The sequence below is a fragment of the Flavobacterium gawalongense genome (assembly GCF_007097265.1).
GTDB lineage: Bacteria > Bacteroidota > Bacteroidia > Flavobacteriales > Flavobacteriaceae > Flavobacterium > Flavobacterium gawalongense.
In genome coordinates this window covers 1-13,977 of the sequence record NZ_VJZP01000050.1, presented here as the reverse complement: position 1 = coordinate 13,977, position 13,977 = coordinate 1, and the positions used below count along the sequence as shown (strand labels likewise).

Annotated in this window: 19 protein-coding genes and 3 pseudogenes; 7 read left to right on the top strand and 15 right to left on the bottom strand. The window is 34.1% G+C overall.

Features of this window, described 5'->3' with window-relative positions; all coding sequences use genetic code 11:
* Window positions 1–73 precede the first annotated feature (73 nt).
* The gene (locus FNW38_RS16585; RefSeq protein WP_143389019.1) at window positions 74–250 is read right to left on the bottom strand and encodes an Arm DNA-binding domain-containing protein; all 177 of its coding nucleotides are present in this window, start codon (window positions 248–250) and stop codon (window positions 74–76) included.
* Window positions 251–1,360: 1,110 nt separating this feature from the next.
* Between FNW38_RS16585 and FNW38_RS16575 the strand changes: the two genes are divergently transcribed.
* From FNW38_RS16575 to FNW38_RS16560, 4 genes are read left to right on the top strand one after another with little or no spacing between them, the layout of a single operon-like run.
* Complete coding sequence (locus tag FNW38_RS16575) at window positions 1,361–2,116, top strand: hypothetical protein (protein WP_144065077.1); 756 nt, start codon at window positions 1,361–1,363, stop codon at window positions 2,114–2,116.
* Window position 2,117: 1 nt separating this feature from the next.
* Window positions 2,118–2,513: a DUF5675 family protein gene (locus tag FNW38_RS16570; protein WP_143388890.1), complete on the top strand. Its 396-nt coding sequence runs from the start codon at window positions 2,118–2,120 to the stop codon at window positions 2,511–2,513.
* An 11-nt stretch (window positions 2,514–2,524) separates the two neighbouring features.
* Window positions 2,525–2,749, top strand: a complete 225-nt coding sequence (locus FNW38_RS16565) for a hypothetical protein (RefSeq protein ID WP_143388889.1) — start codon at window positions 2,525–2,527, stop codon at window positions 2,747–2,749.
* Complete coding sequence (locus FNW38_RS16560) at window positions 2,736–2,912, top strand: hypothetical protein (RefSeq protein WP_185963164.1); 177 nt, start codon at window positions 2,736–2,738, stop codon at window positions 2,910–2,912. Before FNW38_RS16565 ends, FNW38_RS16560 begins: the two co-directional genes overlap by 14 nt.
* Window positions 2,913–2,986: 74 nt before the next feature.
* On the opposite strand, the gene FNW38_RS16555 is transcribed toward FNW38_RS16560, so the two are convergent.
* From FNW38_RS16555 to FNW38_RS16510, 11 genes and pseudogenes are all read right to left on the bottom strand, one after another.
* Entirely contained in the window at window positions 2,987–3,259 is a 273-nt protein-coding gene (locus FNW38_RS16555) for a hypothetical protein (protein WP_143388888.1), read from the bottom strand.
* 2 nt (window positions 3,260–3,261) lie between these two features.
* On the bottom strand, window positions 3,262–3,441 hold the full coding sequence (locus tag FNW38_RS16550) for a hypothetical protein (protein WP_143388887.1): 180 nt from the start codon (window positions 3,439–3,441) through the stop codon (window positions 3,262–3,264).
* A gap of 25 nt (window positions 3,442–3,466) precedes the next feature.
* On the bottom strand, window positions 3,467–3,889 hold the full coding sequence (locus tag FNW38_RS16545; RefSeq protein WP_143388886.1) for a DUF6943 family protein: 423 nt from the start codon (window positions 3,887–3,889) through the stop codon (window positions 3,467–3,469).
* Between the two features lie 1,520 nt (window positions 3,890–5,409).
* Window positions 5,410–5,895, bottom strand: coding sequence for a hypothetical protein (locus FNW38_RS16540; RefSeq protein WP_143388885.1), 486 nt, complete (start codon window positions 5,893–5,895; stop codon window positions 5,410–5,412).
* Window positions 5,895–6,605 carry a DUF3800 domain-containing protein gene (locus FNW38_RS16535; protein ID WP_143388884.1) on the bottom strand — a complete coding sequence of 237 codons (711 nt, stop codon included), beginning with the start codon at window positions 6,603–6,605 and terminating at the stop codon, window positions 5,895–5,897. The genes FNW38_RS16540 and FNW38_RS16535 overlap by 1 nt, the downstream gene beginning before the upstream one ends.
* Window positions 6,606–6,876: 271 nt before the next feature.
* Window positions 6,877–7,074: pseudogene (locus tag FNW38_RS17830) on the bottom strand (cadmium transporter); the annotation flags it as partial.
* Between the two features lie 91 nt (window positions 7,075–7,165).
* Window positions 7,166–7,468, bottom strand: coding sequence for a hypothetical protein (locus FNW38_RS16525; RefSeq protein WP_144065078.1), 303 nt, complete (start codon window positions 7,466–7,468; stop codon window positions 7,166–7,168).
* A 14-nt stretch (window positions 7,469–7,482) separates the two neighbouring features.
* Window positions 7,483–7,590 (bottom strand): annotated as a pseudogene (locus FNW38_RS18025) (cadmium transporter); the annotation flags it as partial.
* A 98-nt stretch (window positions 7,591–7,688) separates the two neighbouring features.
* On the bottom strand, window positions 7,689–9,347 hold the full coding sequence (gene merA, locus FNW38_RS16520) for a mercury(II) reductase (protein ID WP_143388882.1): 1,659 nt from the start codon (window positions 9,345–9,347) through the stop codon (window positions 7,689–7,691).
* Window positions 9,348–9,386: 39 nt separating this feature from the next.
* Entirely contained in the window at window positions 9,387–10,058 is a 672-nt protein-coding gene (merTP, locus tag FNW38_RS16515) for a mercuric transport protein MerTP (RefSeq protein WP_144065079.1), read from the bottom strand.
* Window positions 10,055–10,435: an ArsR/SmtB family transcription factor gene (locus FNW38_RS16510; RefSeq protein ID WP_143388880.1), complete on the bottom strand. Its 381-nt coding sequence runs from the start codon at window positions 10,433–10,435 to the stop codon at window positions 10,055–10,057. Before FNW38_RS16510 ends, merTP begins: the two co-directional genes overlap by 4 nt.
* A gap of 491 nt (window positions 10,436–10,926) precedes the next feature.
* On the opposite strand from FNW38_RS16510, the gene FNW38_RS16505 reads away from it, so the two are divergent.
* From FNW38_RS16505 to FNW38_RS16495, 3 genes are all read left to right on the top strand, one after another.
* Window positions 10,927–11,547 carry a c-type cytochrome gene (locus FNW38_RS16505; RefSeq protein WP_143388879.1) on the top strand — a complete coding sequence of 207 codons (621 nt, stop codon included), beginning with the start codon at window positions 10,927–10,929 and terminating at the stop codon, window positions 11,545–11,547.
* Between the two features lie 117 nt (window positions 11,548–11,664).
* Complete coding sequence (locus FNW38_RS16500; protein ID WP_143388878.1) at window positions 11,665–12,222, top strand: hypothetical protein; 558 nt, start codon at window positions 11,665–11,667, stop codon at window positions 12,220–12,222.
* A 62-nt stretch (window positions 12,223–12,284) separates the two neighbouring features.
* On the top strand, window positions 12,285–12,923 hold the full coding sequence (locus FNW38_RS16495) for a DUF4136 domain-containing protein (protein ID WP_143388877.1): 639 nt from the start codon (window positions 12,285–12,287) through the stop codon (window positions 12,921–12,923).
* A gap of 226 nt (window positions 12,924–13,149) precedes the next feature.
* Here FNW38_RS16495 and FNW38_RS16490 read toward each other — a convergent pair whose 3' ends face one another.
* The 3 genes and pseudogenes from FNW38_RS16490 to FNW38_RS16485 all read right to left on the bottom strand — a co-directional run bounded on the left by FNW38_RS16490 (window position 13,150) and on the right by FNW38_RS16485 (window position 13,924).
* Entirely contained in the window at window positions 13,150–13,593 is a 444-nt protein-coding gene (locus FNW38_RS16490) for a universal stress protein (protein WP_185963163.1), read from the bottom strand.
* Between the two features lie 2 nt (window positions 13,594–13,595).
* Window positions 13,596–13,682 (bottom strand): annotated as a pseudogene (locus FNW38_RS17825) (heavy metal-binding domain-containing protein); the annotation flags it as partial.
* Between the two features lie 47 nt (window positions 13,683–13,729).
* The gene (locus tag FNW38_RS16485; RefSeq protein WP_144065081.1) at window positions 13,730–13,924 is read right to left on the bottom strand and encodes a hypothetical protein; all 195 of its coding nucleotides are present in this window, start codon (window positions 13,922–13,924) and stop codon (window positions 13,730–13,732) included.
* Between the last annotated feature and the right edge of the window lie 53 nt (window positions 13,925–13,977).

Genomic DNA, 13,977 nt, shown 5'->3' with positions numbered 1-13,977 from the left:
CAATTTAATCAAAAGGATGGTAAAGGCAGATAATATTTGCCATAGAGAAATAATATGTGGTTAGATACCGACCTCAATCAAGCTTTAAAAGATTTCTCAGCTTATTGGTAAATTCCCATCTTTCCTTTGATATTGATTTACCAGTTGTCATTGTTGTGGATTTCTGATTATAGGAGATGCGTACAAAAATTGGAGATTCGCCTTTCCAATTAAATTTCCCTGATTTGAGATAAAAATAAATGTTTAGCATAACTACTTGTTTTTTAGGTTTGTAGCTAAATTTAATTTAAAAAAATAAATAATATACTGATTTTCAGGGAATTCCTGGGGAATCGATTAAAATGTTAAAATTATGATAATTTAATAATTAAATACTTGCAAAAAACAAAAAAATAGGGTCACCTATAGGGTCACTTTGGTTGGCCCTTTTAATATCCTTACCAATAAACCGAAAAAGATAAAAAACCTGCAAAGCGCAATGTTTACGGGCTTTTACAATTATGTAACTTTTTGTGAATTTTATATTGCGGAGAAAACGGGTCCGGTATAAAACGACGTAACCCCCAACGTTTGTTGGGGGTTACGATTTCAGCGGAGAAAGAGGGATTTGTATCTATCTCCTTATGTCAGTGTTTACGATGTCTCGCAAACTATTTTAAAACAAGGGTCTCGATTTTACTCCTACGATTTATAGGTAAAAAATCATGTAATCTTATCGCTGTAAATATAGTGATAATTAAAGGTTTATCAAAATAAAAAAAGGTCTTTCATTGTTTAAAATTTGAACCGGTCGAGTAATATTATTGAATTGGAATCGGTTCAAAATTTAGTTGCCTAAAACGCGTTTTTCAACCAATAATTAAAGGTTCAACCTGTTCAATTTTTAGGCTCGTGTATTGGCAAAATTCCTCGATTGACACGAACTCATTTTGGAGCTTATTGAGCTCCTTTCTTATTTTTTGAAGTAGTCTAATGCTTTGGCGATAACTCTTTCCTGTTATGCGTTGTATATCTTTTGGGTAGATACATAATCTCTTGTTTTCGGTTCTCATACTCTATATATAGCTTTGATTGGGCTTTGCCTAACTTGAAACCCTTATGACCCAAGTTCTTGCACTCAATAAAAATAGTAAATAATTCCTTTCGTTCAGAAGCGACGATTTGTTTCCATTTATGATGGGTGTAAATGGGTATTTATGTCGATTTCTGCCATTTGTGTCACAAAGTGACATATGGAATAGGGGAGTCTTTTTTATGTGGTTTAATTGGCTAAAATTTGCTTCATAATCAATCGAAAGGTGTTGCAACAGATGATGATTGAAAGAGTTTTAAGTAATAATTTAATCTAAATTTAGTAATTATGGCAAGACAGAAGGGCATAATTAAATTGAAAGGTACTATCGGGGATATTACTTTTTACAAAACCAAAGATGGTCATTTAGCACGTGAAAAAGGAGGAATCGATGCCAGCAGAATTGCAAATGATCCAGCGTTCCAGAGAACACGTGAAAATGGCTCCGAATTTGGCAGGGCAGGGAAGGCAGGTAAAACTTTGCGAACTGCATTGCGAACTTTGCTCTTGAATTCTGCTGACAGTAGAATGGTGAGCCGACTTACTCAAACTATGGTTAAGGTAATTCAAGCAGATTTAACCAACGAACGTGGTTTACGTAATGTAATTGATGGTGAAGCGGAATTGTTAGTAGGCTTTGAGTTCAATATTGGAGGAAAATTGGGAACTACCCTATTTGCTCCGTTTATTGGAGCGATTGATCGAGTTAATGGAGAAATCACTGTTGATTTGGTATCGTTTATACCTGCCAATATGATTGCAGCACCAAGTGGAACTACTCATTTCAAAATTATATCAGCTGGGGCTGAAATTGATTTTGAAGCAGAAGTTTTCGTCACTACAAATTCTGAAACTGCGATTCTTCCATGGGATATGACTCCAACCGTAGCTATCAATCATTTGAATGCGGTAACTCCTAACAGTACAAAACCTTTGTTTTTAGCTCTTGGAGTTGAGTTTTATCAAGAGGTTAATGGTAGAATGTATCCTTTGAAAAATGGATCTTATAATCCATTGGCATTGGTTCAAGTAAGCGGATTATAGGATGGTTTTGGTACTATCTAGAACTTATTTCCCTGATGGAACTAACGGAAAACTCGAATGTGAGGGCAAATTCATCTGTTGTACAATTGAATTGCCTTGGAAAAATAACGAGAAAAGGGTTTCCTGCATTCCGGAAGGGAAATATTTATTGAAAAAGCGCTACAGTCGGAAATTTCAATGGCATATTGAGATGGTTGATGTAAAAAACAGAAGTTTTATTTTGTTGCATCCTGCCAATAATGCTCAAAAAGAATTGAATGGTTGTATTGCTCCTGTAACGAAACTTTCTGGACCAGGTTTAGGTCTTCAATCGCGACAAGCTTTTGCTAAATTTAAAAACTTGGTTTATAAGGCTTTGGAACGAGAAGAAACGGTTTCATTAATTGTTCAATCATAAATTCATAAATTATGAATATAGTAAAAAGAGCGAAAGCTCCAACTCCAAAATTTTTCAAAGTGCTTCGGAATATTGGACTGGTATTGGCTGCTGTTGGCGGAACTATTTTGGCTGCACCAGTTGCTTTGCCAGTAGTTATTAGTTCAATTGCAGGTTATTTGGCTGTTGCTGGCGGTGTATTATCGGCAGTAAGTCAGATTACGACAATCAGCGATCATAAAAATGCAGTCCAGTAATCCAACATTAATTGGTACAGCTGGAGGCACATTTTTGAGTGTACTGCCGAATTTACATTCGGAAGATGTTTTAAGAACTATCCTATTAGCTACGATTGGAGCAATAGTCAGTTTTGCAATATCAATGGCACTTAAATTTTTTATCAAGAAGTACAAGAAATAGTTTAATTCGAGTTATGGTGACCTAGAATTAAACGAAACGAAAGCCCAAACCGAAAGGAATGGGCTTTTCTGTTGTTAATAAATTGGTGTATTTGTTAGTTTAAAATATTCTTCGGTACTTTCATTATCTGAATATATGTTTGCTTTAAAAATATGTATTACTTCATACGCAATAATTGTGATGTCAGTTTGCAATACCACTTCATTTGCATCAAAGTTTTCCGAAATAGATTGAATTAATTTATCCTTTAAATACTGCAAACCCGCGTCACATTTAATTATAGCAATTATTTCGTCGTTTCCTGTGGTAAGAACTAAATGGCTCTGTTTTTTAAAATTCGTTTTCATAGCTATACTTCTTTAAATTCGTTAAGGGTTATTTCCTCTATTATTACTTCTGCATTAGAGCAATATAGTCCATTATATTTTGCACTGTCAATAGCTTTTGGTCTGCTATCGTATATTCCAAAATAAATTCTTGATGTTTTGGTTTTCCAAATATCGGTTTGGTATAAAATAAATAGTTTCATATTGTATTAGTTTTAAGTTTTAAAATTATTTCTTGCAGTAACGATGTAAAATAACTCTTCTCATATCGTTTATTAAGTTGATATTTTGATGAAATTGCTCTTCTTTTAGCTCCAATAATCGCAACGCTTTTACTTCCTTTTGATGTTGCTCAAATTCTAAAAGCATTTCATCTACTTTATGAGCAAAATCTTTCTTGAAATCATGGATACGTAAAAAAGGAATTACTGAACCGCAAAGGGATTGGTGCCAAAATTTTGACTTCCAAAGACTGTAGGCTAACCAATAGCCTGTTTCCGCATCTTCTTCATTTGGAAATTGGATAACAAAACTGTTTGCATACGGCTCTTTCTGGGGTTTTCCGCTATTCATTCCTTTATTAAGGATGAAAATTTGACTTCCCTTGTAAAGAGTGTCTTTTTGGTGGGTTTTTACAATAAAATTCATCATACTTTCGGATTTAAAATGATACTGTCGCTACGCTCGGCACCACATAATTTTTAAAAGAAAAAAAGAAAAAAAAGAAAGTCGTCTTATAAGTGGAGGTTTCAAAAAAGTCAAGTTTTTTGAGAAAATACTACCCGAATGGGTGGAGATTTTATCAAAAACCCGTAGGGCTTGAACTTTACTTTCTTGAAACTGGAGCTTACCTTTACTTTTTTTTATTTATTTTTTTTTCCTCGTGAGCAGGATGTTTCTTATTTGGATTTCATTTGATTTTTGACTTATATCATTCGGAAGCTGAGTTTTGAAATTAATTGAAAGTGTGATGCAGCGTATTATTAAAAATCAAATACTGTACTTGCCGAGTGCGCTGGCAGTAGCGAGAGCAAGGGTATGGATTTTTATTGTACCGATTTGAAACTGTATGGACAATGAAAATCTATACTCTTGCTGGTAAATTTTGATTTTGTGGATGCTTTAATTTAATTAACATCAAATCCGCTCTTTTAAAAAGCACTTACAAAAACAAATGCAAATACTACCTAGTGCGCTGGCAGAAGCGTGAGCAAGGGTATCGATTTTTTATTTGTGAACAGGGATGTTTGTGATTGCTTTTCTTGGTGGCTTGATGCCCATTGTTGTTTAAAGAAAGAAGGTTTATTGTTTGAAAATCGATGTTATGGAAACGCTAGGCATTGAGCCAACGGAAAAGCAATGGGCTACTTTATTTCTGACAAATAAAAAATAATACTCTTGCTGGCTTTTTTTGATTTTGTGGGTGCTTTAATTCAATTAAAATGTAATCCGCTCTTTTAAAAAAGCACCTACAAAAGCAATGCAAATATTACCGATTTCAACGGTTCATTGATAAAACAAGTTATAGTTCCTGAAAAAACGATAGCATTATCGTTAAATAAACAGGTTCAATCGAAGCAGTGATTTGGGGTTTGTGAAGGACGGTTTTTTGAGCGGCTGGGAGATGCGATGGGAGCTGCTCAAAAAGTTGTCCTGGAGCAAACCCCTTGCGCGTTGGCAGTTGCGGATGTTTTACATAATGTTATTATGGTTCATCCGTAAACTTGAATCAGAGCAAGGTGTTTCTTTATGAACCATAATGCCACATTATGTAACACAGCTTGGGGAATAGTTTTTGTTCTCCATTACGAGGTGTTTCTCTTTTAGAAGAATGTTGCTGGAGATACAAAAACTATTGGAGCGTTGGCAAAGGAGTGACATTCGGAGACTAAAATATTTTCGATAAAACAGAACGAAAAAAAATGTTCTCGTTACTACTAACGTAATTAGAGAAATGAGACAAGCAAAGACCTGAGTTTAGGAATACTTGGACTAAATGAGGGTTTTGTACAGGTGAATGAGATAATGACTCTTGGAAATATTCGTGCATTCACTTTTATTTGTCTTTTATAACTTTTATTTGTTTTTTGATGTAAGAGTATGTATATTTGCAACATCATTTCCCTAGGGAAAAGGATCTGGTCGGCCACAACACCTTAGTTGTGGCATTTTTATTTTACCCTGTTTTGGTATTTTCTTTCGTAATATTTTTGGTTTCTCTCATCGTCTATATGAAAACTTGAAACTATTATATAATCAGGCGTGATTTTTTCCATAATCACCAAAAAGTATCCTTCTTTAAACCAAAAGTAATCCCTGATTTTCCCATCTCCTTCCAGAAACTGAAAACAAATTACATCGTCTGTATCTTTATTTTCAAGGATAGGTTTTATCCAATGTACTTTATTCGCTCTTTTTTTATCAAAACATCTCTTGCCTTTGTCTCCTCTTGTGATTAATTTCACAAAAGTGTGAGGGTATTGTTTAAATCCATCTTCTTTGGAATTTCTTGTATCAATAATTACTTTACAACCGTCAAAATAAAATTCATCATCCAAAAAATCTTCTTTGAATAATTGAAAAAGCACCTCCAAGTGTTCCTGCGAAGGGTCTATTCCTAAATTAGGGATATGGTCGTCTAAATCAAATAAATCCATTACCCTTTTATTTTAGGTTGGTGATCGAAAATATTGAATTTAGTTTCCCATGGTTCTGTGCCTTCTTCTAAATTAAAACCTGACTTTTGTTCCAGATACTTGATGAAATCCATTTTGCTAGGTATCGGATTTTTGATGTCCTCCAATACTACTCTTGATTTATAGGTTATGGCACCAATAAAAAAATCGGCTAACTGGAAGAAAACATTATCGTGTGAATGCAAATGTTGAAATTGAACAAAAGGTGTTTTTCTTTTGTATTCAATATCAAAAACTTCATTTATCTTTTTTAACTTTTCTCTTCCACGGGTATCCTTAACGTCAATAAAAACCCTATATTCATTTCCATTACTTTCGTTAGGGCGCAATAAGAAATAAATCATTTTATAATAGAAATTATCATGTGAGCCTTGATTGAAATCCTTATGATTAAGACGTTCCTTATACTTTACCAAAATACAACGAAATTCCAAAGGCGTGCGAAAAAAGAAATCTACCAATTCTTTGTACAATTCCGTTCTGGCATTGGAAAATTTATTCCATTTTAATTCGGAATGTTGGTTGTTTCTTTCCAAAATTTGATTGAACTCTCCTTTTAATTGGATGTACTGTTGCATAGGCACTTTGATATAACCAATACACATAACCGGTATATGGTCATTCTCTAAATGACAACTTTCATCAATATAAAAATCATATTTGTTATTCATATTTTGTGTAGAATTAATAACGAATTCATCGATATATAACTATTAAACGTTTTTAAAAGGAATGATTTTTGAAAGCCGAAATTTACAGAATAAATTATAAAAACATTGCATTAATATTTCAATTTTTAAAGTACAGTTATGAAAGACTAAACAGTAAAAATTATGTTTATTCATAAATCCAATCGGTTTTTAAAAATCATAATTATTGTGAATTAAAAAAGGATGCTTGCATTTACAACAAATATCCTTTCTTGAATTACTATAACTAACTCTAAAACTTCATTCTCTGGATTCTGACTGCGTTCAAAATGGCCAATAAAGCCACACCAACATCAGCGAAAACGGCTTCCCACATCGTGGCTAAACCTCCTGCGACAAGAACGAGAACAACGGCTTTTACCATAAATGCTAAACCAATGTTTTGCTAAATAATTTGTTTGTTTTTTTTGCCAATGTTTATTGCTGCGGAAAAACTGCTTGAGCGTTGGTAATTGGTTTCGGGTTATCAAACCATATCATTTAACCGCTGACCTATCCGAACCTTTGGATTGTTCCATTAACTATTCTTTCCATTTCCATCCTCTTAATTTGTAATATTTTTTTCTTGGCGTAGCTAAGAACGGGTCAATTCCATTTTTTTTGCAAATTCTGAAATGTACAATTGTGTCTATCGCAATCATTATTACTGGAAACAGAATTGCATAATGGTTTACTAGGTAGTATAAGCCAATGGTAACAGCATCAATCGCCAGCCATTTGAATACTTTTTTTAGGACAGGTGTTTCTATTTCAAACCGAGCAAAAAATGAAGTTCCAACTGCCTGAATAATCAATAGCAGTATTAATTCTAATTCTATTCCCATAAACTTTATTTTATCTAAAACTTCATCCTCTGAATTCTAACTGCGTTTAAAATCGCCAATAAAGCAACTCCGACATCGGCAAAGACGGCTTCCCACATAGTGGCTAAACCGCCCGCTCCAAGACGTCACTTCCTAAGTCTCCCCTGGCAATTCCTGTATCAGCAAGGGCAACTACTGGCGCATAATATAGAATTGATAGTCGTGCTTTTTATATTAAAATTTAACTAGCACAGCAACTCAATTTGGCAACATCTTTTCCGAAAGTGATGGCTGCTAGTTTTATGCCTTCGCCTAATGTTAAATAAGGATAAAAACTTTCTGCCAATTCTTTTACGGTAATATTGTACTTGATAGCCATACTCAATTGCTGAATGAGTTCGCCACCTTCGGGAGCAACAATTCTTGCACCAATCAATTTATCGGTTTCGGTATTTCGTATTAATTTGATAAATCCTCTTGTGTCATTGGCTGCAATAGCTCTTGGAATGTTATTTAATTCTAATTTGCTTACTTCAAAAGAAATGTTTTGGGCTTCTGCCTGTGCTTCGTCCAATCCTGCTCCTGCTACTTGTGGGTCGGTAAAAACTACCCAAGGCAAGGAAGAATAATCGGCTTCATTATTGGCTCCTGTAAACGCATTTTCTACGGCAATTTTACCTTCAAAGGCTGCTGTGTAAACAAATGCAGGTGTGTTAGTAACATCTCCCACCGCATAGATGTTTGGTAAATTGGTTTCCATTTTTTCATTTACCAAAATGTGTCCTGTTTTATCAAGTTTCAAATCAATATTTTGCAATCCTATTTTTTGCGTATTGGGTTTTGTGCCAGATGCCACTACAATTTTTCCTTTTTCGATAATTTGTGTAAAAGAACCATCAGGACATTTGCAATGAATAATGGTTTCATTTTCTTTTTTCTCAAGTTTTATTGCTCTAAAATTCGGCAAGATTTCTATACCTTCATTTTTCATTTGTGTTTCCAAGGCTTCGCTGATGTCGGGTGTTTGCGTTCTCAACACACGGTCAGTAAACTCAATGATACGCACTTTTACACCCAATCGATTGTAAGCCATCGCAATTTCTAAACCAATATAACCAGCCCCCATAATGGTGATGCTTTCGGGTTTTTCTTCTAAATCAAAAAGCGAAACGTTGGTAAGAAAACCTACTTCGTTTAGCCCTTCAATAATTGGAATATTGGTAGTTGCTCCTGTGGCAATGATAAATTTTAGAGCCGTATATTTTACTTTACCATCGACCACAATGGTTTTAGTATCTAAAAATTCTGCCCAACCCGTTAGCATTTTCAGGTTATGAAAATCACTTACCACGTCCATATATTTTTTCTTCTGGAGCGTGGCTACCAATTGTTTTTTGTCTTTAATTACTTGAGCAAAATCTATAGCAACACCTTTGGGTTTGATGCCCGAAAAATTGGAATGTGTTGCGTGATAAGCTGTTTCCGCTGCACGAATAAGGGTTTTAGAAGGGACACAACCTACGTTTACACAAGTTCCGCCAAAGTCTAAACCACCGTTTACCATTAAGGTCGATAATCCTAAACTTTCGGCCTTTATAGCTGCCGAAAATGCCGCCGAACCACCACCGATGATAATTAAATCGAAGTGGTTTGCGTTTGTATTACAACATTTAGTTTCATCGGTATGAGCTACTTTATAATTTTTTGTGCTGTTAATAGTATTGATAATTTCTTCTTTACTGGTTTTAGAAGGGTCGAAAGAACATTCGCAACTGCCGTTTTGATAACTCACTTTTACTTCTGTTACTCCTTCATTTTTGGTAAGCATTTTTTCAATGCCTGTGGCACAATGTTCGCAGGTCATTCCTGCGATGTCGAGTTTTATATTTTCTGTTTTCATTTTCTTATTTAATTAAATGCTTAATATATAGGCAAAAAATTATTTGCACCCATTTGGACCACAAACGTGTCCAGCTTGTCCGTGTGGGGAATTTAATGATGTTGGTACTTCTCCTGATATTTTGTAACCTGTGGTATTAATAGCTTTTATGATAGCCTCTTTGTTCGTTTTATTGTTGTCAAATTTTACAAATGCGATTCCTTCGTTGCTATTAGCGGAAACGGTTACAATTCCCGGTAATTTGTTTACTTCATTTTTAACGTGTTCTTCGCAACTGGCGCAAGTCATTCCACTCACATTAAATTTTACTTCTTGCATATTATCAGAAGAAACAACAATTAGCTGTTTGTCCGCTTTTGGATAAAAAATTTGTCCATAGTATGGGAAAGCCATCATTAAAAAAGTAAACACTGTTACAATGCCTAAAAACTTTTTAGTTTGCATAAAAGGTGGTTTATCCTCTTCTTCACAAGCACACTGTATTTCTTTCGTGGTTCGTGGTTTTAGTTTTTGATACCAAGCAAAGCCCAATACCAAAACAGTTATTCCAATTAAGTAAGGGCGAAAAGGTTCCAACCACGAGAACGTTGATGCTACGCCAGAAGCTCCAGAAATAAGAGCTAAAACGGGTGTTATGCAACAAAGTGATGCTGCCACTGCTGATAAAATACTTGCTCCAGCCAATTTTCCTGATTTTGAATTTGTGTTCATATGAGTTCTAAATTTGAATTTTGACTAATAATGTATTTAAAAAAGGGACGAAGTATTTGTAATTGTTCTGATTTTAGAGAATAAAAAATAGTCTGACCAGATCGTCTAGCTTCAATAACATTTCCGTCCTTCATTTTGCGAAGATGTTGTGAAACGGCAGGAATACTCATTCCTAAAATATCGGCAAGGTCGCAAGGGCAAAGTTCGTTTTCTTCTTCAAGAAGAAACATTATTTTCAGTCGTACTTCATTGCCGGCCAATGCTAATAAACCACTCAATAGCCCAAAAGCATTACTGTTATTGTTCAATTTGTTTTTGCAGGCGTTGATTTGTTTTATATCTGCAAAAACTCTTATACACGTTTGATTATTGTCCATTGTTGTAATTGTTAAATTAAATACTAAACAAATGTAATTTATTGTTTTATTATTTAAGCAAATGCTTAAATAATAAAAATAAGTTTAACATTTTACTTTGAAATGAATACTTCAATTTTTAAAGTAAATGATTTAGTATTGCTTTTCATTCAAACTGTACTCAAATTACCATCGGTAAATACTTCGACTTGAGTCATTATAAGCATTGACAAAGTGTTATTAGGGAGAGTGGTGACGGTAATGGCAGGATGGAAAGATCCTAAAACTCGTAATGGTTTTATGAAGTTAATCATTCCTACAGCATGATATATATTATTTATTTGTGGAAATAAAAAAATAAAAAATTCCAAGTTACATCCTTAAATAAACCGTAAATTTATATTAAATTACTGAAGAATAGTACTTTGCATCTAATTCAAGCGTTTTTTAGTAAAAAGTATCGAGAATTTGTATTTGGTTTATGGTTTAATTTAAAAACTAAAACGACAACTATGAAAAAATCAAAACAATATCGTGAGTTCTTCAGTCACACTCTGTGTAAACTCTGCCGAACTACCAAAATCGAGTTTGCAATCATTACCGCATTGATGTATGCAGTGCTGATGCTTACTTCCTGCCGGAATTCAGAAAAAAACCAGGAGCAAATTGAACAGAACCATCCTCAACAAAAAGGTGAAGAAAATCACAACCATGAACATAACGAACATTCACAACAAATGAATGAAACGCGCGAATGGTTAAAACAGGAATTAGGCGAAAAATATAATCAGCCCGTATCTCCCGGTACTGAGGAACAACTTGCACAAGGTAAAGACATATTCACAAAATATTGTGTTACTTGTCATGGTAGTGGTGGTAAAGGTGATGGTCCAGGAGCAACAACATTACAACCAAAGCCAGCCGATTTTACTGACCCTGAGCATTCATCATTTTATTCAAATCAAGGACGAATATACCTCATAAAAAAAGGAATGAAGGGAACTGCAATGGCAGCATGGGAAAACATTTTGAGCGAAGAAGAAATCCTTTCGGTTTATGTTTATGTAAATTCTCTGAAAAATTCAGACGGAATGATGGAACACCAAGGGCAAAATCATCAGGAAAATGAATGAAAAAAACATAAATAATTCAAATGATAATAACCGAAGTGCTTTTAAAAGGAATGGAGAATATTTCAAATTCAGAAAAGCAATTGCAAACATATATATATCGTAATTATGTATAAAGTAATGGTGAAAATTCTAACAAAAGTATGGGTATGCACCATTATAGCATTACTCCTATGGAGCTTTTCAGCTAAGGCGCAGCAAAGATACCAGACCAGGGAAGGAAGTATTGAAGTTATCGGCTCGTACAGAGATTCCATAATAATAGCCAATAGCAATCATTTGTTTGTTTTAATCAATTATGAAACTGCTGAAATCGGATTAACACTTAATCCAGCTACTTTACACACTACAACAGATTCATTGAATGTAAAACTTATTAACTCATCCATAGGGCCGGTAATCCTGAAAGGAAAACTGAACATTCCTTACGTGGAGACATTACAACATCCAGATCACAAACTAAATTTTGAAGCAGAACTACATTTTAATGGAAAGGTGAAAACAATATATGTAAACGGATTGCTTAAACACATTGCAAGCAACGAAACCATTTCCTGTTTGCTTACACTCAATTTTAAATTGCGGTTAAGTGATTTTGGGATCGATTTGCCAGAAGGATGGAACAATGAGATAACGATACAAATTTTTCAGGCATTGCTTAAGAAATCAAATCAGTGAAATCCATTCAAATCAAATAACAATAGTTTCACTGAAAAAGTGTTACATAAAAAACAGAAAAAATGAAAACACATAAAAAATTATTTCCCTATTTAATTAGCCTTCTTTTACTAGCTATTGCTGGATGCGGGGTTTATACGAAAATCACTTCCGATTATGATCGCAGTGTTGATTTTACAAAATACAAAACGTTTGCGTGGCTACCGGATAAAGACACAGCTCAAGGCGAATACAATAATCAGATTATTCGCAACAATACACGCAACTATTTCACTCATTGCATGGGAGAGAGAGGATACAAAATAAGCATTGATACACCAGATGTTTTTCTTGACTTAGTTATCACTGCCGTTAAAAAGGAAAAAACAGTCGGTATGCCTGTTTATACATATTATCCTTCGGGTTGGTATTATTACAACCCCTATTATTACCCTTATCCAGGCACTCACTTTTACCGCCACCATTATCATTACAACTATGCCACTTATGTTACTCAAAAGGTAGAATATACAGAAGGTGGAATCACGCTGAATATAATTGACAGGAAACTGAATAGGCTTGTATGGACGGGAACTGCAAAAGGTAATTTATATGACCCTTCTTATATCGGGGATAACTTACATCCTGCTGTGTATGATATCCTTGATAATTATCCCATAAAACCTATTAATGAATACAAACGACCGAAAAAAAAGATGTAAATTATATAGACTAAATGAAATGGAAAAAAGTTCAAATCATTAGATTCTCTATTGGTAATGAATAAATTAAACGACAGACTAGGGAAAATTCATGAATACAAAACACCTATAAATCTTTTTCACAATATATTTACAGTAACGAACTTACATTAGGTTCTTAAATCTACCAGTAAGTTCAATATACCGTACTACAAAATGGATATGTGTTTGTCCATTGTTAAGTTTTTTATTTACGAACAATTTCTACAAAACATTTTGCATGTAACGCAACTGAATGCGCAACTGAACCCAAAACAAAACGCTCGATGGCTCCATATCCGTGTGAACCGACTATTATCAAATCGGCTTTAAATTTTTCGGCTTCGTCAAGTATTATGCTTTTTGGTGAACCTGCAACTACTTTTGTGGTTACTAACAGATTTGGATTTTTATTTTCAAGAATTTTGGCTGCACTTTTTGCATTTTTTTCTGCATTTTTAAATGCGTTTTCATCAAATTGTGCATAGTATTCGTGGTAAACACCCATTGGTTCCAAAGTGTTTACGATGGGTGTAATTTCATAAGCGGCAAGAATACACACTTCGGTTTTGGGAGGAAATGGTCTGTTGGCAATTTCATTAATTGCTGTTTTACTATATTTTGAACCATCGGTTGCTAGTAGAATTTTCATTCTTTTTTCTCCACTAAATTCATTCCGCATTTGGGACATTTTCCTGGTTTATCCGAAGTAACTTCTGGGTGCATTGGGCAGGTATACGTTTTTTTAGTTTCCATTTTTCTATATTTTAATGTTGTTTGTATTTGTATTATTTGGACATATCCATATTTTTATCCATTCCAGTCATTTTGTGTGATTGCATTTTTTTATCTTTCATCATATCCATCATTTTAGGATTATCCATCATCGATTTACACATTTCAGACATCATCGTAGTATCTGTTTTAGATGCTTCCATCATTTCGGTCATCATTCCTTTTGGATATGCAAATGAAAACTGCACATTAAGTTAAGCTACATTTTTGTAATTAATTTGATTGTTAAATTCTTCAATAG